The organism is Lentzea sp. NPDC037011 (genome assembly GCF_055607425.1).
Genome location: NZ_JBVJRT010000015.1, coordinates 119,480 through 142,843 on the forward strand (window position 1 = coordinate 119,480; position 23,364 = coordinate 142,843).

Consider the following 23,364-nt stretch of genomic DNA (forward strand, 5'->3'; position numbering starts at 1 on the left):
GACTGCCGCCTCTACCCCGCCGATGATCCGTGTGGCGGGTGTGGACAAGTTCTTCGGCCCGCTGCACGTGCTCAAGAACGTGCAGCTGGAGGTGCCGAAGGGGCAGGTCGTGGTCGTGCTCGGGCCGTCGGGTTCCGGCAAGTCGACCCTGTGCAGGACCATCAACCGCCTCGAACCGATCGACTCCGGTGTCATCGAGGTGGACGGCCAGCCGCTTCCCGCGGAGGGCAAGGAACTGGCTCGCCTGCGTGCCGACGTGGGCATGGTGTTCCAGTCCTTCAACCTCTTCGCGCACAAGACCATCGTCGAGAACGTGATGCTCGCGCCGGTCAAGGTGCGCAAGACCCCGGCCGCGGAGGCCCGCAGGACCGCGATGGAACTGCTCGAGCGCGTCGGCATCGCGAACCAGGCCGACAAGTTCCCGGCTCAGCTCTCCGGTGGTCAGCAGCAGCGCGCGGCGATCGCCCGTGCGCTCGCGATGAAGCCGAAGGTGATGCTGTTCGACGAGCCGACCTCCGCTTTGGACCCCGAGATGGTCCAGGAGGTGCTCGACGTCATGACCGGCCTCGCGAAGGACGGCATGACGATGCTCGTGGTCACCCACGAGATGGGCTTCGCCCGCAAGGCCGCAGACCGGGTGATCTTCATGTCCGACGGTGAAGTCGTCGAGGATTCCACCCCGGAAGAGTTCTTCTCGGCCCCGAAGTCCAACCGCGCGAAGGACTTCCTTGGCAAGATCCTGACTCACTAGTAGTCAGCTCACTTTTCGAACGAATGGCAGGAGAAGGACGATGAGGGTTCGCGCCCTTACGGCGGTACTGCTGGCGGGTGGCCTCGCCCTGACCGCGTGTGGCAAGGAAGGCACCGGCACCGACACGGCGGCGGCACCCGCCGGCGTCTTCGAGGTGGCCAAGGACGTCAAGGTCGAGGGCTCGCCGACGTTCGACAAGATCAAGTCGCGTGGTTCGCTGGTGGTCGGCGTCAAGGAGGACCAGCCGGGTCTGGGCTTCAAGGACCCGACGACCAACAAGTACACCGGCTTCGACATCGACATGGCGAAGCTGATCGCAGCGCAGCTGGGCTTCGACCCCGCGTCGAAGGTCGAGTTCAAGACGATCCAGTCGGCCGCCCGCGAGCAGGCGATCATCAACGGGGACATCGACTACTACGTCGGCACGTACTCGATCACCGCCGCCCGCAAGGAGAAGGTGTCCTTCGCCGGCCCGTACTACATCGCGGGCCAGGACCTGCTGGTGAAGAAGGACAACTCCGCCATCACCGGTCCGGACACCATCAAGGACAAGAAGGTCTGCTCGGTCACGGGCGCGACGCCGGCCAAGAAGCTGCGCGAGGACAAGCTGGTCCAGCCCGACACCAACGTGGTCGAGCTGCAGAGCTACTCGCTGTGCGTCACGAAGCTGCTCGACGGTGAGATCGACGCGGTCAGCACCGACGACGCGATCCTCAAGGGCTACGCGGCCGCCGAGCCGGACAAGCTGAAGGTCGTCGGCAAGACGTTCTCCACGGAGAAGTACGGCATCGGCCTGCCGAAGGACGACAAGGCGCTGCGCGACAAGGTCAACGAGATCCTCGAGAAGTCGCTGTCCGACGGCAAGTGGGACGACATCTACAAGAACACGCTGGGCAAGTCGGGCTCTGAGGGCAAGCACCCGACCCTCGAGAAGTACTGACGTTCCTCTGTGGCCGGTGGACTCGCACGGCGGGTTCACCGGCCGTTCCATTGACGACGGACGACGGCAAGGAAATCGATGGGCGTCCTCACCCGCAATCTCGACCTCTTCGTGGCTCACTTCGGGGAAACGCTGCGGCTGTTCGCGTTCTCCGCGGTGATCTCACTGCTGGCCGGTGTCTTCCTGGCCATGCTGCGCGTCAGCCCCGTCCCGGTGTTCCGCGGGGTCGGCACGCTGTACGTCACGGTGGTGCGCAACACCCCGCTGACCCTGGTGTTCGTGTTCTTCGTGTTCGCGTACCCGTACCTGGAGATCATCAAGTTCGAGTTCTTCACCGCCGCTGTCGTGGCGCTGTCGATCTACACCTCGGCGTTCGTCTGCGAGGTGGTTCGGTCGGGCATCAACACGGTGCCGGTCGGCCAGGCTGAGGCGTCCAGGGCGCTGGGGCTCACGTTCACCCAGATGCTCGGCAGCATCGTGCTGCCGCAGGCCATGCGGTCGGTCGTCCCGCCGATGGTGAGCACGTTCATCGCCCTGCTGAAGAACACCACCGTCGCGGCGGGCTTCTCGGTCCGGGAGGCGGGTGCCATCCGCGACGCGCTGTCGGAGGCCGGTGAGAGCACGCTGGTCGGCATGCTGTGGGTCGCCGGCATCTTCGTCCTGCTGGTCCTGCCGCTGACGTTCCTGCAGCGGGTTCTCGAAAAGCGCTGGAGCGTGGCCCGATGACCACCGTCCTCTTCGACGTCCCCGGCCCGCGGGCCAGGGTCCGGCACCGGCTGCTCGCGGTCGTCGGCATCGCCGCGATCGTCGCGTTCCTCGGCTACGTGATCTGGCGCTTCATCGACACCGGCCAGTTCGAGGGCCGCAAGTGGAGCTGGATCGAGTACAAGCAGATCCAGATCTCGCTGGTCGAGGCACTCGGCCGCACGCTCAGCGCGTTCGCGGTCGGCGCGGCGCTCGCGCTCGTGTTCGGTGCGGTCTTCGCCGCGGCCCGGCTGTCGGACCACCGGTGGGTCAGCGCTCCCGCCGCCGTGGTCGTCGAGCTGTTCCGGGCGATCCCGCTCGTCATCATGATGTTCTTCTTCTACTACGGCCTGCCGGCGACGGGCGTGAAGCTCACCGCTTTCACGTCCGTGGTGCTGAGCCTCATGCTGTACAACGGCTCGGTGCTCGCCGAGGTGTTCCGCGCGGGCATCAACTCGCTGCCCAAGGGGCAGGCGGAGGCCGCGTACGCGCTGGGCATGCGCAAGACGCAGGTGATGGTGTTCGTGCTGCTGCCGCAGGCGTTGCGGGCGATGATGCCGACCATCATCAGCCAGCTCGTCGTGCTGCTGAAGGACACCGCGCTCGGCTTCCTCATCACGTTCGAGGAGCTGCTGTACTGGGGCCGCCAGATCGGTGGTCAGCTGCAGTTCGGCCGTCCGCTGATCCCGACGATGATCGTGGTCGCGGCCACCTACATCGGACTGTGCCTGTTGCTGACGTGGTTCGCGAACTACCTGGAGAAGCGCAACCGCCGCAACAAGAAGGTCATCGCGCTGGAGAACGACAAGGCGGAGCTGGTGGTCATCGGGAACGACCACCAGGCTTGACGCTGGGGCTGACCGGAACGGGGCGTGTCCACTTCGGACGCGCCCCGTTCGCGTCTCCGCGAGCCGGGGCTGGTCAGGCCGCGGCTCGTCGCTAGGACCGCCGGAACAGCTTGTTGCCGAGCCACACGACCGGGTCGTACTTGCGGTCGGCGACGCGTTCCTTCATCGGGATGAGCGCGTTGTCGGTGATGTGGATGTGCTCGGGGCACACCTCGCTGCAGCACTTGGTGATGTTGCAGTACCCGAGGCCGTGCTCGTCCTGCGCCTGGTCCACGCGGTCCGCGGTGTCGAGCGGGTGCATCTCCAGCTCGGCCACGCGCATCAGGAACCTCGGCCCTGAGAACGCCTCCTTGTTCTCCTCGTGGTCACGCACCACGTGGCAGGTGTTCTGGCACAGGAAGCACTCGATGCACTTGCGGAACTCCTGCGAGCGCTCGACGTCCACCTGCTGCATCCGGTACTCGCCCGGTGCGAGGTCCTTCGGCGGCTGGAACGACGGGACCTCGCGGGCCTTGGTGTAGTTGAAGGACACGTCGGTCACGAGGTCGCGGATGATCGGGAACGTCCGCATCGGCGTGACCGTGATCGTCTCGGTCTCGGAGAACACCGACATGCGCGTCATGCACAGCAGCCGCGGTCTGCCGTTGATCTCCGCGGAGCACGACCCGCACTTGCCGGCCTTGCAGTTCCACCGCACCGCGAGGTCCGGTGCCTGGGTGGCCTGCAGGCGGTGGATGATGTCGAGGACGACCTCGCCCTCGTTGACCTCGACGGTGAAGTCCTCCAGCCCGCCGCCGGTGTCGTCGCCACGCCACACCCGGAACTTCCCCTGGTAGCTCATGACAGCTCCTCGGCGGTGAGGTACTTCTCCAGCTCGGTGCGGTCGAACAGGTCGAGCAGGTCGGACCGGATCGGGATCTGCGGTTTCTCCGCGACCTCCGCCCCGTCGCCGGACGCGGTGCACACCAGCAGCTTGCGCCGCCACTGCGCGTCCATCGACGGGTGGTCGTCGCGGGTGTGCCCGCCGCGGGACTCGGTCCGCAGCAGCGCGGCCTTCGCGACGCACTCCGACACCAGCAACATGTTCCTCAGGTCGAGCGCGAGGTGCCAGCCCGGGTTGAACTGCTGGTGGCCCTCGACGCTGAGCGAGCGGGCCCGTTCCTTGAGCTTCTCCAGCCGTTGCAGGGCTTCTTCCATCTCGCCCGCGCGCCGGATGATGCCGACGAGGTCGTTCATCGACTGCTGCAGCTCCATGTGCAGCGTGTACGGGTTCTCCCCGCCCTCCTGCTGGAAGGGCTTCAACGCGGTCGCACGCGCTTCGGTGACCGCCTCCTCGGCGACGGCAGGCCGTTCGCCCATCGAGCGCACGTACTCGGAGGCACCCGCACCTGCCCGCCGTCCGAAGACCAGCAGGTCCGACAACGAGTTGCCGCCCAGGCGGTTCGAGCCGTGCATGCCGCCGGAGACCTCACCGGCGGCGAAGAGCCCCGGCACGGCGGACGACCCGGTGTCCGGGTCGACCTCGACGCCGCCCATCACGTAGTGGCAGGTCGGGCCGACCTCCATGGGTTGCGCGGTGATGTCGACGTCGGCCAGTTCCTTGAACTGGTGGTGCATCGACGGCAGCCGGCGGCGGATCTCCTCGGCGGGCAACCGGGTCGACACGTCCAGGAACACACCGCCGTGGGGCGACCCGCGCCCGGCCTTGACCTCGGAGTTGATCGCACGGGCGACCTCGTCGCGCGGCAGCAGCTCCGGTGGGCGCCGGTTGTTCGCCTGGTCGGTGTACCAGCGGTCGGCTTCCTCCTCGTTGTCGGCGTACTTGTCCTTGAAGACGTCGGGGATGTAGTCGAACATGAACCGCTTGCCGTCGGAGTTGCGCAGCACGCCGCCGTCACCGCGAACGGACTCGGTGACGAGGATGCCCTTGACCGACGGCGGCCAGACCATCCCGGTGGGGTGGAACTGGATGAACTCCATGTTGATCAGCGAGGCGCCCGCGCGCAGGGCCAGCGCGTGGCCGTCGCCGGTGTACTCCCAGGAGTTCGAGGTGACCTTGAACGACTTGCCGATGCCGCCGGTCGCGAGGATCACCGCCGGTGCCTCGAACAGCACGAACCGGCCGGACTCGCGCCAGTAGCCGAACACGCCGGCGATCCGGTCGCCGTCCTTCACGAGGTCGGTGACGGTGAACTCCTGGAAGACCCGCAGGCGTTCCTCGTAGTCGCCGGACTCCTTGAAGTCGTCCTGCTGCAACGACACGATCTTCTGCTGCAGCGTGCGGATCAGCTCCAGGCCGGTGCGGTCACCGACGTGCGCGAGGCGCGGGTACTCGTGGCCGCCGAAGTTGCGCTGCGAGATGCGGCCGTCCTTGGTGCGGTCGAACAGCGCGCCGTAGGTCTCCAGCTCCCAGACCCGTTGCGGCGCCTCCTGCGCGTGCAGCTCGGCCATGCGCCAGTTGTTGAGGAACTTGCCGCCGCGCATGGTGTCGCGGAAGTGCACCTGCCAGTTGTCGTTCTCGTTCGCGTTGCCCATGGCGGCCGCGATACCACCCTCGGCCATGACCGTGTGGGCCTTGCCGAACAACGACTTGCAGAGGACAGCGGTGCGCATGCCGTGCTCACGGGCCTCGATCGCGGCACGCAGACCGGCACCACCCGCGCCGATCACGAGGACGTCGAACGAATGCCTTTCCAGCTCGGGCAAAACCACTCCTTAGTTGATGAAGCGGAGGTCGGAGATCGTTCCCGAGGCGACCAGCGCGACGTAGAGGTCGGTGAGGCAGACGAAGATCAGCGAGGCCCACGCGAGCTGCATGTGCCGGTTGTTGAGCTTCGAGATCTGCGTCCACATCCAGTACCGGACCGGGTGCTTGGAGAAGTGCTTGAGCCGGCCGCCGGCGATGTGGCGGCACGAGTGGCACGACAGCGTGTACGCGGCGAGCAGGCTGACGTTGACGAGCAGGATGATGTTGCCGAGGCCCAGGCCGGTGCCGAACGCGAGCACCGCGTCGTAGATGTTGATCAGCAGCAGGAGCGAGGCCGCGTAGAAGAAGTAGCGGTGCAGGTTCTGCGCGATCAGCGGGAACCGGGTCTCGCCGGTGTACTTCGAGTGCGGCTCGGCCACGGCGCAGGCGGGCGGTGACGCCCAGGCCGCGCGGTAGTAGGCCTTGCGGTAGTAGTAGCAGGTGATCCGGAAGCCCAGCAGGAACGGGATGATCAGCAGCGGCGGGGTCAGGAAGCCGGGCAGTGCGGGGAACCACTGGCCGAAGTGCGAGGCTGCCGGGATGCACTCCTCGGTGAGGCACGGGGAGTACATCGGTGTGAGGTAGTGGTACTGGTCGACCCAGTAGTAGTCCCCCTGGAACGTGCGGAACGCCGCGTAGATCGAGATGAGCAGCAGCCCGACGAATGTCGTCAGCGGCGGCAACCACCATCGGTCCGTGCGCAGAGTCCTGGCGGCGATCTCTGCCCTCGCCATTGCTCACCTTTCTGGGGGTCCACGCCGTTGTGGAGGAACGACAGCGGCCCCCGCGTCAGGCGGGGGCCGTGTGATCAGCTCGGATCAGGTCCGGTGCCGGTAGCCACCGAGTCCTTCGTCGTCCGCGTCCTTCCACAACGACTCGTCGTAGGGCGTGTCTGGCACGACCACGACCTCGCGTTCCACCAGAGGCGCTTCACGCTGCCTCGGGGTGCTCAGGTCGACGAGCTCGGTGGCGTCGATGTCCATGCGTTCAACGTCGTTGGCGAGCCGCTGCACGGCCGCCACATCGCCGTACCTGGCTCGCAGCGAGCTGACGCAGTGCCGCATCTGACCGATGACCCGGCGCAGTTCGACGATCTCCGTGGACGTCATGGGGACACCTCCGTTCCAAGGTCGTGCCCCGCACTCTGCCCAATCTCAAGCCATGTGACAAGCACCACACGCCAACATTCGACACTGGCCGCCTCCCACTTACTGAATCGTTTTTGTGTCGGCGACCAGCCATGACTTACTGTGTGTGGCGTCACGCCCGTCTGTGGGACGCCACCGTTGTCGTCTCGTAAGGGCCCCACCACGGCCCGTGATGACCCGGAGATCCCCATGAGCGCTGTGCATCCCGTACTGACCGAGGTGACACGCAGGATTGCCGCCCGCAGCGCGGACTCCCGCCGCGTCTACCTCGAACGAGTGACCGCGGCCGCGCAGGACGGCACGTCCCGGTCCGGCTTCGCGTGCAGCAACCTCGCGCACGGCTTCGCCGGGATCACCGGTGGCGACAAGGCCGCGCTGCGCGCGCTGCGCAAGTCGAACATCGCGATCGTGTCCTCCTACAACGACATGCTGTCGGCCCACCAGCCGTTCCAGGAGTACCCGTCCTGGATCAAGGACTCGGTCCGCGCCGCCGGCGGGGTGTCCCAGTTCGCGGGCGGTGTGCCCGCGATGTGCGACGGCATCACGCAGGGCCGTGAGGGCATGGAGCTGTCGCTGTTCAGCCGCGACGTCATCGCCATGTCCACCGGTGTCGCGCTGTCGCACGAGATGTTCGACGCCGCCGTGCTGCTCGGCGTGTGCGACAAGATCGTGCCGGGCCTGCTGATCGGCGCCCTGTCGTTCGGCCACCTGCCGTCGATCCTGGTGCCCGCAGGACCGATGGAGTCGGGTCTGTCGAACAAGGAGAAGGCCCGCGTCCGGCAGCTGTACGCGGAGGGCAAGGCGACCCGCGAGGAGCTGCTCGACGCCGAGGCCGCGTCGTACCACTCCCCCGGCACCTGCACGTTCTACGGCACCGCGAACTCGAACCAGATGGTCGTCGAGGTCATGGGCCTGCACCTGCCGGGCGCGTCGTTCGTGCCGCCGGGCACGCCGTTGCGCCGCGCGCTGACCGAGCACGCGGGCCACCGTGCCGTCGAGATGGCCAAGGGCGAGTCGTACACGCCGATCGCGCACATCGTCGACGAGAAGGCCGTCGTCAACGGCGTGGTGGCGCTGCTGGCGACCGGCGGCTCGACGAACCACACGATGCACCTCGTGGCGGTGGCCGCGGCGGCGGGCATCGAGCTGAGCTGGGACGACTTCTCCGACCTGTCGTCGGTCGTGCCGCTGATCGCGCGGGTCTACCCGAACGGCAGCGCCGACATCAACCACTTCCAGGCCGCGGGCGGCGTGCAGTTCGTGGTGGGCACGCTGCTCGACGCGGGCCTGCTGCACGGTGACGTGAACACCGTGGCGGGCTTCGGCCTGGACCGCTACCGCCAGGAGCCGGCGCTGGTGGACGGCGAGCTGGTGTGGCTCGACGGCCCCGGTCACAGCCTCGACGAGAACGTCCTGCGCCCCGCCTCGGCCCCGTTCGCCGCCGACGGTGGCCTGCGGATGCTGTCGGGCAACCTCGGCCGTTCCGTCATCAAGGTGTCGGCGGTGGCGGAGGAGAACCACGTCGTCGAGGCTCCCGCCCGCGTGTTCACCACGCAGGAGGCGTTCCAAGAGGCGTTCAAGGCCGGCGAGCTCGACCGGGACGTGGTCGTCGTCGTCCGCCAGCAGGGCCCGCAGGCCAACGGCATGCCCGAGCTGCACAAGCTGACCCCGCCGCTGGGCGTGCTGATGGACCGCGGCTACCGGGTCGCCCTGGTGACCGACGGCCGCATGTCCGGTGCTTCGGGCAAGATCCCGGCCGCCATCCAGCTCACCCCGGAGGCCGCCATCGGTGGCCCGCTCGGCCGGGTGCGCGACGGTGACGTCGTCCGCCTCGACGCCACCGCAGGAACCCTCGAGGTCCAGGTCTCCGCCGACGAGCTCGCCGAACGCCCGCTCGTCGACTTCCCGCCGACCGGTCGCGAATGGGTCGGCACGGGCCGCGAGCTCTTCGCGGCACTGCGCCGGAGCGTCGGTCCGGCCGACCGCGGGGCAACCGTGTTCGGCCCGATCACCGCCGACCACTTCGCCCCGGTCACCCACCACTAGCCCATATATTGCCGCCTCCCCTGCTCGCTGACCTGCGCCTTAGCAATGACTCGTTTGCGGTCGACCGCAAACGAGTCATTGCTAAGGCGCGTCGAAGCTCGGGACGGCGGCGTCGAGCTACCCGCTCACTAGCTCCGCCCGCTCACCGGCCGCCCAGCTCAACAAGCTTTGCAACCAGTCTTTTGCGGACGTCCGCAAACGTTTTTTGCATCCGGGGTCGGTGAACTCGGCACGACAGCGAGTTCGGCTTTGCATCCGCGAGACCGCTGCAGCAGGGTGGGCGGCACAGCACGCAGCACGCGATATATCGGTTTTCGATCAAGGAGAGCACCAGTGACCAGCGGTGACATTTCGAGGGCGACCACCGGGGCGGACCTGCTCGCGTTGTCGCCCGTCATCCCCGTCGTCGTGGTCGACGACGCCGACCACGCCGTGCCGCTCGCGCAGGCACTGCTGCGCGGGGGCGTCCGCGTCATCGAGCTCACGCTGCGCACGCCGGCCGCGCTCGCCGCGATCGAGAACGTCGCCCGCGAGGTGCCGGAGATCGTGATCGGCGCGGGCACCGTCACCGCGCCCGAGCACGCCGAGCAGGCGGCGAAGGCGGGGGCGGCGTTCCTCGTCACGCCCGGCACGACCGACCAGGTCCTCGACGCCGCCGACGCGACCGGGCTGCCGTACCTGCCCGGTGCCGCGACCGTGTCCGAGGTGATGCGGCTGGTGGAACGCGGGCTCGACGCGCTCAAGTTCTTCCCGGCCGAGGCCGCGGGCGGCGTCGACTACCTGAGGTCGATCGGCGGCCCGATCCCGCACGTCCGGTTCTGCCCCACCGGCGGCATCACCCCGCAGACGGCGCCGAACTACCTGAAGCTGCCCAACGTGGGCTGCGTCGGCGGCTCCTGGCTCGCACCCAAGGACGCCCTGCAGGCGGGCGACTGGGACCGCATCGAGACCCTCGCCCGTGAGGCGAGCCAGCTCGGCTAGCCCGACGCCGCCACGAGCACGGCGTCGAAAGGCGCCGTGCTCATCGGTTCAGGACCACAGAGCGGCGACGAGCTCGGCCCGTCCCGTGATGCCGAGCTTGCGGTAGGCGCTCGACAGGTGCAGCTCGACCGTGCGGCGGGTGAGGTGCAGGGTCTCGGCGATCTGCCGGTTCGTCTGCCCCTGCGCCGCCATCCGCGCGACCCGGTTCTCCTGCCTGGTCAGGCCCTGCACCTGGTCGCCCTCGCCGCGCGCCTCGTCACCCGCGAGCTTGGCCAGCGGGTGCGCGCTGAGCTGGCGGGCCAGGTCGAACGCGCGGCGCAGGTGCGGGGCCGCGGCGTCGGTGCGGCCCTTGCGGCGCAGGTGGTGTCCCAGCCAGTACAGCGACTGCGCGTGCAGCAGCCGGTGCGGTGTCCTGGCGAGCACCTGTTCGGCCTCGGCGAGGACGTCGGCGTCGTCGGTGCTGATGCCGACGCTCATCAACGCCGTGCCGACCACCCGCGGCGACCCCCACCGCTTGGCCAGGTCGAGCTCCTCGTGCGCGAGCCGCGCGGCCTCGTCCCGGTTGCCCACCACCAGATGCGCGCGCACGGCGTGGTGCCGCCACGCCATCAGCGCCGGGTTCGGCATCTCCCGCGCGGCCAGGCGGCGACCGGCTTCCAGCAGGTCCTCCAGCGCACCCTCCGCGTGGCACGACGCGAGCTTGAGCCGGCCCCGCGCGTAGAGGACGTTGATGTGCTGCAACAGTTCCCCGTCCGCGGTGACCCGATGTCGTGCGCCAATTGAGTGATGAGCACCGCTCGGCTGTTTGCGAAACGTACCGGACGAGGTGCGCCGAGTTCTGCCAGGCCCTGATCAAGGTCTTCTGAACGACGTCCTCTGTCCACTGGCGGTCGTAGTCGGTCAGGCACAGGACCTGTGAGTACAGCATCCGCTGGAACTGCCCGTAGAGCAGTGTGAGCAATTCTTCATCTTGATGGGCTTGTGCGACCTTGCCCTGGTCAACCATGAAGGCTGCGTCCTCCCCGAATATCGGCGACGTGTTCGCTGGGGGCGGCTGGCCTAGCGACTCGGTGGCCGAGCGGAATCGTACCGATACTACCCCGTGAACACGAAAATCCCTTGGATACGTAAATCAGTGTCGAATGGTTCGCGAAAGCTTGTGTGATCCATGTCATATATAGAGTGCGCACCTCCCGTGAACTACCGCCCCACCAGCCCGTATCACCTTCGAAGGCAGCTCGATCACGGGGAGGAACGGGTACTATGGGTCACCGGCCGGGTACGCCGAGCAAGAAGGCAGCGCTTTTCACTTTGCTGTCCGCAGCACTTTCCTGGGGATTTCTCGGAACGGTTCCAGCACACGGCCAGTCGGCGGATCTGCAGGATTCCGACCGCCAGTTCATGGTGTCGCTCCGCCAAGCCGACTCGTGGCTGGTTCCGGTGAGCAAAGACGCTCCGGCGCGCACTACGAACACCGGACTGAGCAACGCCGCGAGGGAAATTTTCGAGGGACACTCACGACTCGACGTCGACCTGCTGAAAGCCGCTTCGGAACTTGGCACCGTCCTGCCGAACGACGTGAGAAGTGAACACCTGTCACTCATCCGGTAGATGGCCGAACGCACCGGGGACAACCACGACCGCGCTTACGCGACGATCGTGCGACAGGCTCAGGGCGGCCTTTTGGTGACGGCCACGCAAACGCGAGCGCTGACGCAGAACACCGAAATTCGCACGCTCGCCCACCAGACCGTGCAAACCCTCGTCCGCACCATGATGACATTGGAGAACACCGGCCTGGCCGACCCGTCCGCTTTCGAGTTGGTGACCGCCAAGGCGCAGGTGAACTCGGTGCGGGTGATCGGCCAGAACGTGGAACCACCGGACCGCGAGGTGCTGGTACTGCTCGCCCGGCATTCGCTGTGGCAGAAGCCGACCAGCCGGGAGGCCTCCGACCGGGGCAGGGACGCCCAGGTCCGCAAGGTGGCGGGTCAGCTCGCCGCCGAGCACACCCAGCTGTCCCGGGCGGTGACCGACGCCGCCGCGCAGCTCGGCGTGGCCCTGCCGGCGGAGCCGACGGCCGAGCAGAAGTCGTGGGCGAACGCCGTCTCGTCCAGCTCGGGCGATGAGCTCGACCGCATGTTCGCGAACCTGGCGCGCGCCGCGGACGGTTCGCTCATCGTCGAGGTCGCCCAAGCTCGCGCTACGACCAGGAGTGCCCCCGCCCGCACCGCCGCGCAGACCGGCCTGACGCTCCTGCTCAAGCACATGCTGCTGCTGGAGAGCACGGGCCTGGTGAAGGCGACGTCCCTGCAGATGACCGAGGCACCGGTCGCCCAGGCCAAGCAGAACACCCCGCCGCCACCCGACGACTCCTCCACGAGCATCGGCTTCCTCACCGGCATCGCCGTGCTCGTCGTCGCCGGCGCCGGAACCCTCTGGCTCGTCCGCGCCGTCGGCCACCACGGCGAGCACCGCCGCTGATATATCGGCTGAGCCCTCACCAACCGATATATCAGCGCCCCGCCCTTAGCTCTCCCTATAGCTCTGCACCCACCGGAAGCAGCCTTTGCAATGACTCGTTTGCGGTCGTCATCAAAAGACTGGTTGCTAGAGGCCAGGTCAGCGCGGTATGAGTTCGTCAGCTGTCGGATGACGAGGTCGTCAGCAGCGGGAGGTGTCGACGCGGTCGACGATGTGCGCCTCGGTGGGGTCGACGGCTTCCCACCTGTCGACGAGCCGGTCGATCACGGCGGCCGGCACGGGTTCCGGACGGGAGCGGTTGCGGGCGTGGATCACGTCCTTCGGTGCTTCCAGCCCGACGAGCGTGATTCGCGCGCGGTAGTCCGCCGCGAGCCCGATGCAACGGTCACGGAGCTGCCGCGAGATGTTGGTCGCGTTCCACACAAACCGCTCCCCCGCCCGCAGCAGCACCCGCGCTTCTTCGAACGCAGCCGCCGCCACGGCCCGTTGGTCGCCATCGGGAGCGATACCGAGCCGTGTGCGCACGGCGTCCAAGCTCACCACGGGCCAGCCCGGCCGATGGGTGGCAATCCAGTGGTCCTTCCCGACACCGGGCAGACCCGACAGCACGGTCACCTCGACGCGCGTGTCGTCGTAGGCGGCGTAACCGGGGTCGCGGCCGGGCGTTCGGAAGTACTGGAACCGGGCGTGGTCCGACGGGAACTCCCGCGGCCGGTCCAGGCACGCGCGTTCGCGGCAGTACTCCTCGAACAGCGCGATGTTCTCCAGCACCGACGCGGCGTCACCGCAGATCCGGCCGAGGATGTCGGCGCGGGCGAGCGTCGCCAGGTCGTCGTTGCGCGCGAGCAGGCTCACCCGGAACGCGATGTGGTCGAGGTCCGGCCGTTCCAGCGCCCAGAACGGCACCTGGTGGTGGCGCACCAGGGCGGCGACGTGCTCACGCCACTCGATCGGCCGCCCCATCTCCCACAGCAGCCGGCGCGCCATCAGGTCCCCGGCCCGCGAGTGGCCGTGCGCGGTGATCCGGCCGTCCTCGACCTGCGTGCGGAACGGTTTCGCCACGTCGTGCAGCAGCACCGCCGCGAACAACCGCACCCGGTCCGCCTCCGGTCGCGCCCGCCACTCCGGCAGCTCAGTCAAGGCCTCGCACGCCATCCGCGTGTGCGTCGCAACGTCTCCCTCGGCGTGATGCACCGAGTCCTGCGGAACACCTTCCAACGCGCGCACCCAGGCGAACTCGTCACGCACCGCATCCCAGTCCAGCGTCCACGATGGACCGACCGGGCAGAGCTGCTCAAACACGGTCCACCACCCGGTTCGGCAGGACAGGCCGGTCCTGCCAATGGCTGCCCGAGTCCAGCACGGCGGTGAGGAACGTCGGTCGCACCCACTTGTACCGCTCGACCGTACGACCGCCCTCCTCCACCTTGACGTAGAGGCCTTCCATGTCGTCGTCGGAATCCGTTTCCGCGACAACGACATCCGGGTCCTGTCCGGCCGAGCGCGCCGCCTCCACCAAGACGTCACGCCATCGCGCCGTGCGGCACGTCGACGGCCCGACCAACGCCTTCAGGTCCTTGAGCGCCCGCAACGGACCTTCGTGCAGCACGGGCACGGACACCACGGGCGTGCCCGCGAGCACGCGCCGGCGTTCCGGAGTGGACAGGAACTCGCCGGTCTCCCGGTCGAGCAGGTCGAACTCGCAGAAGTGGTGCGGCAGCGCGTCGTAGAACACGGTGTGCTTGGCGTACAACCATTCCCCGTACAGCACGAAACGTGAGCCGAGCCGTTCGTGCAGCACCGCCTGATGCGTCGCGGCCCACGCCTTGAGCGGCGCGAACTGCCGTTCACGCGGCCCACCGGTCAGGTAGTGGCCGCGGGACTGGAGCCGCAGCACGCCGTCGGGCGTGAAGCTGATGCCCGCGTTGGCACCGTCGAGCTTCTCCTCGACGACGAGGTGCCGTCCCGCGATCGCACGGAACGGCACCTGGTCGAGGTCCTCGTCGCCCGGTTGCAGGCGCGAGCCCTGGAGGTGGGGCGTCCGCGGGTACTTGCGCAACATGCCCCGATTTGTAGCTCGCCGCGGCAGGCGGGGGCGAACGGTTTACGCCTGGCCGACGAACGCCGCCTTGTCGGAGCCGAGGCTCGGTTCGCACACGAGCTGCATCTCGCCCAGCTGCGCGTCGTTGCCGAGCGACAGCAGCGCGGTCTCGAACGCGGCACTCGTGCCGTTGGTGATCGTGACGGTGAACTTCACGGCACGGGCGATGGTCGTCGGCGAGGCGTACTCGCCGGGCGTGGCGGCACAGGCGCCGCCACGTCGACCGACACGCGGCGATGGCAGTGACGTTGTTGAAGATGATGACCGGCGAGCCGAGGACACCGGCTGTCCCGAGGGTCATCACGTGCTCTCTGGGCGGTTGCGAAGTGTGATCACCAAGTCGATTGGTCTGCTTCGCCCGTTACCCGCCACATTCCACGGCATGCCGACCACGACACCGGCCGTGAACAGCACGAACAGCGCGGAGATCCACCTACGGACACCGCCCGATCGAGTTAACGCGGGCGCGGCACCCGACTTCCGAAGGTAGCGGCGCGGATACGATCCGTACACGCTGGCCCGGTTGGATGCCATTTCCCGAAAGGACCCTGCAATGGCACGACGACTCCTCGGAACCCTGCTCGCGGCGATCGCCGCGCTCGGCGTGACGACGGCACCCGCTCAGGCCGCTGTCGACTTCACCGGCATCGTGGCGCTCAACAACTGCTCCGGCTCACTGGTCCGGCTGCCGTCCTCGACGGCGGCGGACAAGGCGCTCGTGCTCACCAACGGGCACTGCGTCAAGCTGATGAAGGCCGGCGAGGTGATCGTCAACCAGACCGTGTCCCGCAGCTTCAGCCTGCTCGGCGGGTCCGGCTCGAAGATCGCGACCCTCACCGGCACCAAGCTCGTCTACGCGACGATGACGGGCACGGACGCCGCGCTCTACCAACTCAACACGACCTACGGGCAGATCCAGCAGCAGTACGGCAGCCGTGCGCTGGAACTGTCGGCCTCGCACCCCGTTGCCCAGACGGACATCCGTGTCGTCTCCGGCTACTGGAAGCGGATCTACTCCTGCCAGATCGACGGGTTCGTGCACCAGCTCAGGGAGGACGCCTGGACCTGGCGCGACTCCATCCGCTACACGTCCGCGTGCAACACGATCGGCGGAACCTCGGGCTCGCCGATCATCGACAACACCAGCGGCAAGGTCGTCGGCGTCAACAACACCGGCAACGAGAGCGGTGGCCGCTGCACGATGAACAACCCGTGCGAGGTGGACGCCGCCGGCCAGGTGACCGTCCGGCGCGGCATCAACTACGGCCAGCAGACGTTCGGCTTCGTCTCCTGCTTCGGTCCCGGAACGACGCTCGACCTGTCGTTGCCGGACTGCGCGGTCGCGAAGCCGTAGGCACGGCGGAAGCCGGGACGCCCCTTGCCGCGTCCCGGCTTCCTGGTCCGCGCACTACCGCGCCGCGCGGACGATCATGTCGGCGACGGCCTCCGGGTGCGACACCGCGACCGAGTGCGAGGCGTCGCGGACCTCGACGACGGCCTTGGCGTGGGCGCGCTCGGCCATCCACCGCTGCGCTGCGACCGGGATGTTCTTGTCCTTGCCCGCGTTCACGAAGTACGACGGGATCGCGTGCCACGCGGGCTCACCGGCGCCCTCCGACAGCGCGGAGTCGTTGACCGGCCGCTGCGTCGCCGCGGCCAGCGTCGCCTCACGGCGCGGGACGTCGGCGGCGAACTGCTGCCAGTACTCGTCCTGCTGGATCGCGAGGTCCTTGGTGCCGTCACCGAGGTCGATGACCTGCAGCGTGTCGCCGAGCGTGCTGCCGGGGAACTTGTTCGACAGCTCCAGCGCGCTCTCGCCCTTCTCCGGCGCGAACGCGGCGACGTAGACCAGCGACTTCACGTTCTGGTTGCCCAGCGCGGCCTGCGACCCGACCATGCCGCCGTAGGAGTGGCCGGCCAGCACGACGGGACCCTCGATCGAGGCGAGGACCCTGCGAAGGTAGTTGGCGTCGTAAGTCAGGCCGCGCAGCGGGTTCGCCACCGCGACGACCGGGAATCCCTTGCGCTGCAGGCGTTCCACGACCCCGTTCCAGCTGGAGGCGTCCGCGAACGCGCCGTGCACCAGCACGATGGTCGGCTTCTTGGCGCCGGGCTTCTCGGTCTTCTCCACGGCACCGGCACCCGACGGAATGGCGGCGGCCAGGGCCAACAGGGTCCCCAGAACGGCGAAAACCTTGCGAACTCGCATTGCTCTCTCACTCTCGTCCGGCACCGGGTGATGGTGCATCGTGCTCGATTAAGTCGTGCACGATGTAAGCTACCGGACGAGTTACCTCGTACGCGATGTAATTCAGCTCACTGGCGTTCGGCGCCGTGCTTAACCCGGTGCAGGGCCTTGCGCAGGACCTCGATCTCCTGGGCGTCCATGCCGAGCGCCTGGCTCAGCCGGGTGGTGATCTCCGCACCGATCCACCTGAGCTCACGGCCCTTGTCGGTGAGCTGGACCAGCACCGAACGCTCGTCATCGGGGTGCGTGACGCGCACCAGCAGCCCGCTCTTCTCCAGCCGTTTGATCAACGGCGACAGGGTGCTGTACTCCAGGTCGAGCTCCTGGACGAGCTCCCTGATCGGCCGCGAGTCCCGCTCCCACAGCAGCAGCATCACCAGGAACTGCGGGTAGGTGATGCCGGCCTTGTCCAGGATCGGCCGGTAGAACCCGGTGACCGCCCGCGACGTCGTGTAGAGGTCGAAGCACAGCAGTTCGGAGACCGTGGGGGTCACAGCGGGCGACGCCTCGGGAGTGGTGCTCACGTGGTTCAGGCTACTCGTGACGAACCGGACGAGCGGCAAGATCGGTCACCGGCCGTCGATCACCGGTTCGGGCCACGGGAGCACAGTCAGCTCCGGCCACTGAGCACGCCACCGCCGGGTCTTCTCCTCGTAGACACCGCGAGGAGCGAGCACCGGGTTCGGGCGGACTACGAGGGTGAACACGTCGGCCAGCCCGTGTGGCGCGTAGACCCGCCACCGGTCGCCTTCGAGCCTGATGCCCACGCAACAGGTCGTGGCGGCGAACGAGTCGATGGCCGCCTCGGTTGAAGTGTGGGGCGCGCAGGGCACCCCGAACCGGTCCTCGTACCAGAGGTGCACACGAGCCTCGTTGCGGATCTCGACGTCCACCGGCAGGTCGCCGAAAACCCGCGCGCCGACCTCGATGACCTCGTTCTCGGCGGCCCAGCCGAGGTCGGAGTCGTCGAAGTAGAACAGGTCGTAGTCCTTGATGCCCTCGCCCGACGGGCGACCGGTGACGACGTTCCACACCGTCTGGACCACGCAGCCCGCCGTGAGGTACCAACCCGGCAGGCCCAGTCCCGCGGCCCGGGTCAGGACCTCGACCAGCAGCTCGTTGCGCGCGAGGACCGCACGCAACGCCATGACCTGGTCGTCCACCGGTAGCCGGGCGAGCGCGGCCCCGTGCTGCACGGGCCTACGACCAGGGCTCGTCCAGCGCCGAGGCCTCGTCCCCGGTGGCACGCAGCTCGTCGCGCACCACCCGGTACGCGAGGCCTTCCGCGTATCCCTTGCGCGCCAACGCCCCCACGAGACGGCGTATCTTCGCCGTCTCGTCCACACCGGACATGGTGCGCAGCCGTTTGCGAACCAGCTCGCGGGCCTTCTCCTCCTCGGCCTCACCGTCGACGGCGGCGACGGCCTCGGCCACCACCTCGTCGGCGACGCCCTTGCGGCGCAGCTCCATGGTGAGGGCGCGGCGGCCGAGACCGTTGTAGTTGTGCCGCGACTGCACCCACATCTCCGCGAACTGCGCGTCGTCGATCAGGCCGGCGCGGTCGAACTTGCCGAGGACGACCTCGGCCACGCCTTCGCTGATCCCCTTGCGCAGCAACGCGTCGTGCAGCTCGCGCCGGGACCGGGCACGAGCGGTGAGCAGCGCGTAGCAGATGTCGCGTGCCTTGCGCTGCTCCTCAGCCTCGTCCAACGCGGAACTCAGAACTCGACGGGAGCCGCGGGTGCCGACTCGTCGGCGTCGAGCGTGGCGCCGATGCCGAGCTTGTCCTTGATCCGCTTCTCGATCTCGTTCGCGATGTCCGGGTTCTCCAGCAGGAACTTGCGGGCGTTCTCCTTGCCCTGGCCGAGCTGGTCGCCCTCGTAGGTGTACCAGGCACCGGACTTGCGCAGGATGCCCTGGTCGACGCCCATGTCGATGAGCGAGCCCTCGCGGCTGACGCCCTTGCCGTAGAGGATGTCGAACTCGGCCTGCTTGAACGGCGGCGCGACCTTGTTCTTCACGACCTTGACCCTGGTGCGGTTGCCGACGGGCTCGCCGCCGTCCTTCAGGGTCTCGATGCGGCGGACGTCCAGGCGCACGGAGGCGTAGAACTTCAGCGCCTTACCACCGGTCGTGGTCTCCGGGGAGCCGAACATCACGCCGATCTTCTCGCGCAGCTGGTTGATGAAGATCGCGGTCGTGTTGGACGCGCTGAGCGCACCGGTGATCTTGCGCAGCGCCTGGCTCATCAGGCGGGCCTGCAGACCGACGTGGTTGTCGCCCATCTCGCCCTCGATCTCGGCGCGCGGCACGAGGGCGGCGACCGAGTCGATGACCAGGATGTCGAGCGCACCGGAGCGGACCAGCATGTCCGCGATCTCCAGGGCCTGCTCACCGGTGTCGGGCTGGGAGACCAGCAGCGCGTCGGTGTCGACGCCCAGCTTCTTCGCGTACTCCGGGTCGAGCGCGTGCTCGGCGTCGATGAACGCCGCGATGCCACCGGCCTTCTGGGCGTTCGCCACGGCGTGCAGCGCCACGGTCGTCTTACCGGAGGACTCCGGACCGTAGATCTCGACGACACGACCCCTCGGCAGACCACCGATGCCGAGCGCCACGTCCAGCGCGATCGCACCGGTCGGGATCACCTCGATCGGGGCGCGGCCCTCTTCGCCGAGGCGCATCACGGAGCCCTTGCCGAACTGCTTGTCGATCTGCGCCAGGGCCAGCTCGAGCGCCTTGTCCCGGTCGGGTGCTGCGGGTGCCATCTTGGGTCCACCTTTTGTCGTCTGCCGTTGCTTCGTCATGTTGGACCTGACGCTACTGGCGGGGTCTGACAATTTTGCGAAGCCGGGGGTCGGGGCCACTGTAGCCGAACACGTGTTCGAGCACACGTGACACTCCGGCCCGCGAGGTCAGCGGCGGTTTTCGGGGATTTCGAACGCCTCGCACACGGCGACCCAGACCGCTTTCGCGTCGATCCCGGCCTCCAGCGCCTGGTCGGCGGTGCGGCCGCCGAGCGACGACAGCACGTGGTCGCGGGCGATCATCTCCCCCCTGACCTCGCCGAACTCCCCCGACATCAGCTTGCGGAACATGGTGAGGCGCACGCACAGACCCTAACGGGCGGTCCTGCGCAGCGACGCGAAGAGGCAGACGACGAGCAGCGGCAGCGCGGTGAACCCCACGATCAGCCCGAGCGCGGCGTACGACCACGCCGTCACGACGACACCGGCCACCGCGCCACCCACGGCGCCGCCGACGTTCATCATCAGATCGGACAGCCCCTGCGCCGCGGGGCGCTCGTCCACACTCACGGACTCCGTGAGCAGCGCGGACCCCGACACCAGCCCCGCCGACCAGCCGAACCCGAGCACCACCAGGCCCGCAGCGAGCTGCGGGGCGTCGTGCGAGGGCGCCATGCCCGCGATCGCGGCGGCCGCCACGACCAGCGACGCCCCGATGGCGAGCACCGGCACCCGGCCCAGCCGGTCCGCCAGCCACCCGAACAACGGGCTCGCCGCGTACATCGCGGCCACGTGCAGGCTGATCACGATGCCGACCACGCGCAACGACGACCCGGCGTGGTTCATGTGGACCGGTGTCATCGACATCAGCCCGACCATCGCCGTGTGGCACAACATCACCCCAACGAGTGCAAGCCGTGCCATCGGCCCGAGCGATCCCCAGATCCGCACCCCACCGGGCGCCCCGCCGCCGGAGCAGTGCGCCGGTTGCACCGGCCGGGTGCTCCTGACCACCACCAACGGGTCGGGGCGCAGGCCGAGCTGGATGCCCAGCACCGCGATCCCGAGCACCAGCGCGGAGAGGACGAACGGCCCGACGCCCACCGGCAGCCCGATCGCGGCCGTCACCCGACCGGCTGGATCCGCGAGGTTCGGCCCGACGATCGCGCCGATCATGGCCGCCCACACCACGCGCGACAGCTCACGCGCACGGCGTTGTGGGTGCGCGAGATCCGTTGCGGCATAACGAGCCGCGAGGTTCGCACTCGACGCACCGCCGAACAGGAGGAGTCCCACTAACAACATGGGCCACCATCCGAGGGCCACGGCGACAGCGGCGACCAACGCACCGATAGCGCCCATGCCGTAGCCGAGGGTCAACGCCGGGCGGCGCCCGCGCCGTTGTGCGAGACGGGCGCCGGGCAGGGCGAGCAGTGCGGCTCCGGCGACGGCCGCGGTCTGCGCGAGCCCGCCGACGGCGTCGGACCCGGACAGCGACGCGGCGATCAGCGTGCTGATCGCGAGGCCGATCGTCATCGCGGCCGACCCCATGATCTGGGTGCCGGTCAGGACCCGAACGACCTTGCGCTGCACGCGTTCGACCTGCGGCGCGACGGTCACCATGATCGCGATCGTGGCACGCCGGGGCGCCCCGCCGACAGGGCCGTTGCGGTTACTCCCCCGGTTGGACGGACTTCTCGAAGAAGTCGGCGACCTCGTCGGGCTTGAGCTCGTCGGCGTTCTCCTCGGCGTGCTTGGTGAGGATGCCGAACATGGGGCGGCCCTTGGCCGTGAAGACCAGCACGCCGGTGCCGCTCGAGGTGGCCGCCCGGTAGGTGCCCTCCAGGCCGTTGCCGGTCCAGTCGGCCTCGACCCGGTCGGTCTGGAACGACCTCACGACGGCGTCGGCGTTGTTCTCGGCGCCGGTGACGCTGTCGGTGAGGATGTACTGGACCTCGTAGCCGTCGCGGACCGCGCAGCTCACGACCGTGCCCTTGATCTCGTCCATGCCGGTGATCTGAGCGGAGTCGGCCTTCTCGCAGCCGCCGCCGTCGGGCACGGTGCCGGCGAGCTGGCGCAGGCAGCGGGTGAAGCCCTGGCCGTCTTGGGTGACGTCGTCCTTGCACTCGTCGGCGCTGGGCAGGTCGGGGCCGGACAGCGCGAAGACCGCGCCGATGACGCCGGCGACCAGCACGACCGCGCCGCCGATGCCGAGCAGGACCTTCTTGTTGTCCTTCTTCTGCACCTGCTGGGGGACGGGGAAGTTCATCGGGTAGCTGCCGCTGACCGACGGGTTCACCGGGTAGGGGCCGGTGACCGGGTAGCTGCCGCTGGCGGAGTAGGCGCCGCTGGTGCTCGGGTTGACCGGGTGCGAACCGCTCGCGGTGGGGCCGACCGGGTACGAGCCGCTGGTGGTGGGGCCGACCGGGTGCGGAGCGCTCACGGCCGGGCTGACCGGCGTGGTCACGACCGTGGGCGGCTCGTCGTACCGGGGCTTGTCGTCCTCGGCCTTCAGGGTGATCGTCGCGCGGTCCACGGCGAGGGCACCGGACGCGACGATGGTCTCGGGGTGGTCGGGGTTGGTCGGGACGATGCCGACCTTCTCCGCGATGGTCTGCGCGACCAGCGGCATCCGGCAGGAGCCGCCGACGAGGTAGACGTGCTCGGGCGTGACGCCGGCCCTGCGGACGGTGGAGATGAGCAGCTCGGTGCTGCGGATCAGGCTGGGCCGGATCAGCGCCTCCAGCTCGCCGCGCGTGACGACGACCTTCTCGAACGGCTCCGGCATCATCACCTCGACCTGGGGCAGCTCGGAGAGGTCCTCCTTCGCGAGCCGCAGCTCCTCGCGCAGACCGAGGCGGGCGCGGTGGTCGTCGGTGGTGACCGGGCGCAGCAGCCGCTGCCAGCCAGCCGGGTCCTTGTGCGAGACGGTGCGGCCGATGTGCTCCAGCAGCGCCTCGTCCACGTCCAGGCCACCGACGTCGCTGAGGCTGCCGTCGGCGAGGATGCGGTGCTCCGCGTCGAGCACGGAAACGTCGAACGTGTCGGCGCCGAAGTCGTAGACCGCGAGCGGGCGGCCACCGCCGAGCGAGGCCACCGCGATGGCCTCGGGGACGGGCACGAGCTCACCGGTCATGCCCGCGAGCCGTGCGGCGGACAGGAGCTTGTTGCGCCTGGTCGGGCCCCATTCGGCCGGGTGGGTCAGGCGGATCTCGTCGAGCTGCCCGCCCTGCAGCAGCGGGGTCACCGCCTCCATCACGCGCGCGTAGACGGCCGCGAGCGCGTCGTTGAGCGGGAGCTGCGTGCCGGCGAGCTTGATCGTGGGCTTGTCGATGTGGCGCTTGGGCGTGGCCTCGTAGCGCGACGGGTCCTGCCGGGACCGGCGTTCGGCCTCCCTGCCGACGAGCAGGGTGCCGTCCTCGTCGAGGTAGACCGACGAGGGCATGGTCGGCCCCCCGTCCACATCCACGACACCGTGGTCGGACAGCACCGCAACCGTGTTGGCGGTGCCCAGGTCGACGGACAGGACGCGCACCGGTCTCCCCTCACAGACGTTCGGGGGTGATCGTGCCACAGGGGGCTC

25 protein-coding genes are annotated in these 23,364 nt (G+C 68.6%); 9 read left to right on the forward strand and 16 right to left on the reverse strand.

The features are described 5' to 3' along the window. Positions 1 to 22: 22 nt before the first annotated feature. The 4 genes from ACZ7CH_RS35830 to ACZ7CH_RS35845 all read left to right on the forward strand — a co-directional run bounded on the left by ACZ7CH_RS35830 (position 23) and on the right by ACZ7CH_RS35845 (position 3,283). Entirely contained in the window at positions 23 to 751 is a 729-nt protein-coding gene (locus ACZ7CH_RS35830) for an amino acid ABC transporter ATP-binding protein (protein WP_360398608.1), read from the forward strand. A gap of 40 nt (positions 752 to 791) precedes the next feature. After that, positions 792 to 1,691: a glutamate ABC transporter substrate-binding protein gene (locus ACZ7CH_RS35835; RefSeq protein WP_360398482.1), complete on the forward strand. Its 900-nt coding sequence runs from the start codon at positions 792 to 794 to the stop codon at positions 1,689 to 1,691. Between the two features lie 78 nt (positions 1,692 to 1,769). Next, the gene (locus ACZ7CH_RS35840; RefSeq protein ID WP_360398484.1) at positions 1,770 to 2,417 is read left to right on the forward strand and encodes an amino acid ABC transporter permease; all 648 of its coding nucleotides are present in this window, start codon (positions 1,770 to 1,772) and stop codon (positions 2,415 to 2,417) included. Then, complete coding sequence (locus ACZ7CH_RS35845) at positions 2,414 to 3,283, forward strand: amino acid ABC transporter permease (protein ID WP_360398486.1); 870 nt, start codon at positions 2,414 to 2,416, stop codon at positions 3,281 to 3,283. Before ACZ7CH_RS35840 ends, ACZ7CH_RS35845 begins: the two co-directional genes overlap by 4 nt. Before the next feature lie 91 nt (positions 3,284 to 3,374). Here the strand turns inward: ACZ7CH_RS35845 and ACZ7CH_RS35850 are convergent, their stop codons facing one another. The 4 genes from ACZ7CH_RS35850 to ACZ7CH_RS35865 all read right to left on the reverse strand — a co-directional run bounded on the left by ACZ7CH_RS35850 (position 3,375) and on the right by ACZ7CH_RS35865 (position 7,138). Next, on the reverse strand, positions 3,375 to 4,124 hold the full coding sequence (locus ACZ7CH_RS35850) for a succinate dehydrogenase/fumarate reductase iron-sulfur subunit (RefSeq protein WP_360398488.1): 750 nt from the start codon (positions 4,122 to 4,124) through the stop codon (positions 3,375 to 3,377). Beyond that, positions 4,121 to 5,989, reverse strand: a complete 1,869-nt coding sequence (locus ACZ7CH_RS35855) for a fumarate reductase/succinate dehydrogenase flavoprotein subunit (protein WP_458433735.1) — start codon at positions 5,987 to 5,989, stop codon at positions 4,121 to 4,123. Before ACZ7CH_RS35855 ends, ACZ7CH_RS35850 begins: the two co-directional genes overlap by 4 nt. Positions 5,990 to 5,998: 9 nt before the next feature. Further along, the gene (locus ACZ7CH_RS35860) at positions 5,999 to 6,763 is read right to left on the reverse strand and encodes a hypothetical protein (RefSeq protein WP_360398492.1); all 765 of its coding nucleotides are present in this window, start codon (positions 6,761 to 6,763) and stop codon (positions 5,999 to 6,001) included. Positions 6,764 to 6,847: 84 nt separating this feature from the next. Then, the gene (locus ACZ7CH_RS35865; RefSeq protein WP_360398494.1) at positions 6,848 to 7,138 is read right to left on the reverse strand and encodes a hypothetical protein; all 291 of its coding nucleotides are present in this window, start codon (positions 7,136 to 7,138) and stop codon (positions 6,848 to 6,850) included. A gap of 228 nt (positions 7,139 to 7,366) precedes the next feature. Between ACZ7CH_RS35865 and edd the strand changes: the two genes are divergently transcribed. Both edd and eda read left to right on the forward strand, forming a co-directional pair. Further along, the gene (gene edd / locus ACZ7CH_RS35870; protein WP_470375972.1) at positions 7,367 to 9,223 is read left to right on the forward strand and encodes a phosphogluconate dehydratase; all 1,857 of its coding nucleotides are present in this window, start codon (positions 7,367 to 7,369) and stop codon (positions 9,221 to 9,223) included. A 333-nt stretch (positions 9,224 to 9,556) separates the two neighbouring features. After that, positions 9,557 to 10,204, forward strand: a complete 648-nt coding sequence (gene eda, locus ACZ7CH_RS35875; RefSeq protein ID WP_470375973.1) for a bifunctional 4-hydroxy-2-oxoglutarate aldolase/2-dehydro-3-deoxy-phosphogluconate aldolase — start codon at positions 9,557 to 9,559, stop codon at positions 10,202 to 10,204. A gap of 48 nt (positions 10,205 to 10,252) precedes the next feature. Here eda and ACZ7CH_RS35880 read toward each other — a convergent pair whose 3' ends face one another. Continuing rightward, positions 10,253 to 10,945 (reverse strand): helix-turn-helix transcriptional regulator, encoded by a 693-nt coding sequence (locus ACZ7CH_RS35880; RefSeq protein ID WP_470375974.1) that lies wholly within the window; start codon positions 10,943 to 10,945, stop codon positions 10,253 to 10,255. 522 nt (positions 10,946 to 11,467) lie between these two features. Between ACZ7CH_RS35880 and ACZ7CH_RS35885 the strand changes: the two genes are divergently transcribed. Together ACZ7CH_RS35885 and ACZ7CH_RS35890 are read left to right on the forward strand one after the other, a co-directional pair. Then, a complete protein-coding gene (locus tag ACZ7CH_RS35885; protein WP_470375975.1) occupies positions 11,468 to 11,815 on the forward strand; it encodes a hypothetical protein in 348 nt (115 codons plus the stop codon). Beyond that, positions 11,816 to 12,688, forward strand: coding sequence for a DUF4142 domain-containing protein (locus ACZ7CH_RS35890; protein WP_470375976.1), 873 nt, complete (start codon positions 11,816 to 11,818; stop codon positions 12,686 to 12,688). A gap of 180 nt (positions 12,689 to 12,868) precedes the next feature. Here ACZ7CH_RS35890 and ACZ7CH_RS35895 read toward each other — a convergent pair whose 3' ends face one another. From ACZ7CH_RS35895 to ACZ7CH_RS35905, 3 genes are read right to left on the reverse strand one after another with little or no spacing between them, the layout of a single operon-like run. Beyond that, positions 12,869 to 13,990 (reverse strand): AAA family ATPase, encoded by a 1,122-nt coding sequence (locus ACZ7CH_RS35895; protein WP_470375977.1) that lies wholly within the window; start codon positions 13,988 to 13,990, stop codon positions 12,869 to 12,871. Further along, the gene (locus tag ACZ7CH_RS35900) at positions 13,983 to 14,750 is read right to left on the reverse strand and encodes an RNA ligase family protein (RefSeq protein ID WP_470375978.1); all 768 of its coding nucleotides are present in this window, start codon (positions 14,748 to 14,750) and stop codon (positions 13,983 to 13,985) included. Before ACZ7CH_RS35900 ends, ACZ7CH_RS35895 begins: the two co-directional genes overlap by 8 nt. 42 nt (positions 14,751 to 14,792) lie before the next feature. Further along, positions 14,793 to 14,945: a hypothetical protein gene (locus ACZ7CH_RS35905; protein WP_470375979.1), complete on the reverse strand. Its 153-nt coding sequence runs from the start codon at positions 14,943 to 14,945 to the stop codon at positions 14,793 to 14,795. Between the two features lie 397 nt (positions 14,946 to 15,342). Here ACZ7CH_RS35905 and ACZ7CH_RS35910 point away from each other — a divergent pair, with 397 nt between their 5' ends. Further along, positions 15,343 to 16,143, forward strand: coding sequence for a S1 family peptidase (locus ACZ7CH_RS35910; RefSeq protein WP_470372209.1), 801 nt, complete (start codon positions 15,343 to 15,345; stop codon positions 16,141 to 16,143). A 54-nt stretch (positions 16,144 to 16,197) separates the two neighbouring features. On the opposite strand, the gene ACZ7CH_RS35915 is transcribed toward ACZ7CH_RS35910, so the two are convergent. The 8 genes from ACZ7CH_RS35915 to ACZ7CH_RS35950 form a co-directional block, all read right to left on the reverse strand. Then, a complete protein-coding gene (locus tag ACZ7CH_RS35915; RefSeq protein ID WP_470375980.1) occupies positions 16,198 to 16,998 on the reverse strand; it encodes an alpha/beta fold hydrolase in 801 nt (266 codons plus the stop codon). 107 nt (positions 16,999 to 17,105) lie between these two features. Further along, on the reverse strand, positions 17,106 to 17,561 hold the full coding sequence (locus tag ACZ7CH_RS35920; protein WP_360398516.1) for a MarR family winged helix-turn-helix transcriptional regulator: 456 nt from the start codon (positions 17,559 to 17,561) through the stop codon (positions 17,106 to 17,108). Between the two features lie 45 nt (positions 17,562 to 17,606). Beyond that, complete coding sequence (locus ACZ7CH_RS35925) at positions 17,607 to 18,233, reverse strand: nucleotidyltransferase family protein (protein ID WP_360398518.1); 627 nt, start codon at positions 18,231 to 18,233, stop codon at positions 17,607 to 17,609. 4 nt (positions 18,234 to 18,237) lie between these two features. Continuing rightward, the gene (locus ACZ7CH_RS35930; protein WP_360398520.1) at positions 18,238 to 18,747 is read right to left on the reverse strand and encodes a regulatory protein RecX; all 510 of its coding nucleotides are present in this window, start codon (positions 18,745 to 18,747) and stop codon (positions 18,238 to 18,240) included. Between the two features lie 8 nt (positions 18,748 to 18,755). After that, positions 18,756 to 19,802 carry a recombinase RecA gene (gene recA, locus ACZ7CH_RS35935; RefSeq protein ID WP_360398522.1) on the reverse strand — a complete coding sequence of 349 codons (1,047 nt, stop codon included), beginning with the start codon at positions 19,800 to 19,802 and terminating at the stop codon, positions 18,756 to 18,758. 147 nt (positions 19,803 to 19,949) lie between these two features. Next, a complete protein-coding gene (locus ACZ7CH_RS35940) occupies positions 19,950 to 20,144 on the reverse strand; it encodes a DUF3046 domain-containing protein (protein WP_360398524.1) in 195 nt (64 codons plus the stop codon). Between the two features lie 9 nt (positions 20,145 to 20,153). Beyond that, entirely contained in the window at positions 20,154 to 21,404 is a 1,251-nt protein-coding gene (locus ACZ7CH_RS35945) for an MFS transporter (protein WP_458433746.1), read from the reverse strand. A 49-nt stretch (positions 21,405 to 21,453) separates the two neighbouring features. After that, the gene (locus ACZ7CH_RS35950) at positions 21,454 to 23,316 is read right to left on the reverse strand and encodes an Hsp70 family protein (RefSeq protein WP_470375981.1); all 1,863 of its coding nucleotides are present in this window, start codon (positions 23,314 to 23,316) and stop codon (positions 21,454 to 21,456) included. Positions 23,317 to 23,364 lie beyond the last annotated feature (48 nt).

What these genes read in the sequence shown, in the direction of transcription:
- ACZ7CH_RS35830 (WP_360398608.1), top strand. Translation starts at nt 23, where the DNA reads ATGATCCGTGTGGCGGGTGTGGACAAGTTCTTCGGCCCGCTGCACGTG.
- ACZ7CH_RS35835 (WP_360398482.1), top strand. Translation starts at nt 792, where the DNA reads ATGAGGGTTCGCGCCCTTACGGCGGTACTGCTGGCGGGTGGCCTCGCC.
- ACZ7CH_RS35840 (WP_360398484.1), top strand. Translation starts at nt 1,770, where the DNA reads ATGGGCGTCCTCACCCGCAATCTCGACCTCTTCGTGGCTCACTTCGGG.
- ACZ7CH_RS35845 (WP_360398486.1), top strand. Translation starts at nt 2,414, where the DNA reads ATGACCACCGTCCTCTTCGACGTCCCCGGCCCGCGGGCCAGGGTCCGG.
- ACZ7CH_RS35850 (WP_360398488.1), bottom strand. Translation starts at nt 4,124, where the DNA reads ATGAGCTACCAGGGGAAGTTCCGGGTGTGGCGTGGCGACGACACCGGC.
- ACZ7CH_RS35860 (WP_360398492.1), bottom strand. Translation starts at nt 6,763, where the DNA reads ATGGCGAGGGCAGAGATCGCCGCCAGGACTCTGCGCACGGACCGATGG.
- ACZ7CH_RS35865 (WP_360398494.1), bottom strand. Translation starts at nt 7,138, where the DNA reads ATGACGTCCACGGAGATCGTCGAACTGCGCCGGGTCATCGGTCAGATG.
- edd (WP_470375972.1), top strand. Translation starts at nt 7,367, where the DNA reads ATGAGCGCTGTGCATCCCGTACTGACCGAGGTGACACGCAGGATTGCC.
- ACZ7CH_RS35885 (WP_470375975.1), top strand. Translation starts at nt 11,468, where the DNA reads ATGGGTCACCGGCCGGGTACGCCGAGCAAGAAGGCAGCGCTTTTCACT.
- ACZ7CH_RS35890 (WP_470375976.1), top strand. Translation starts at nt 11,816, where the DNA reads ATGGCCGAACGCACCGGGGACAACCACGACCGCGCTTACGCGACGATC.
- ACZ7CH_RS35900 (WP_470375978.1), bottom strand. Translation starts at nt 14,750, where the DNA reads ATGTTGCGCAAGTACCCGCGGACGCCCCACCTCCAGGGCTCGCGCCTG.
- ACZ7CH_RS35910 (WP_470372209.1), top strand. Translation starts at nt 15,343, where the DNA reads ATGGCACGACGACTCCTCGGAACCCTGCTCGCGGCGATCGCCGCGCTC.
- ACZ7CH_RS35915 (WP_470375980.1), bottom strand. Translation starts at nt 16,998, where the DNA reads ATGCGAGTTCGCAAGGTTTTCGCCGTTCTGGGGACCCTGTTGGCCCTG.
- recA (WP_360398522.1), bottom strand. Translation starts at nt 19,802, where the DNA reads ATGGCACCCGCAGCACCCGACCGGGACAAGGCGCTCGAGCTGGCCCTG.
- ACZ7CH_RS35945 (WP_458433746.1), bottom strand. Translation starts at nt 21,404, where the DNA reads ATGGTGACCGTCGCGCCGCAGGTCGAACGCGTGCAGCGCAAGGTCGTT.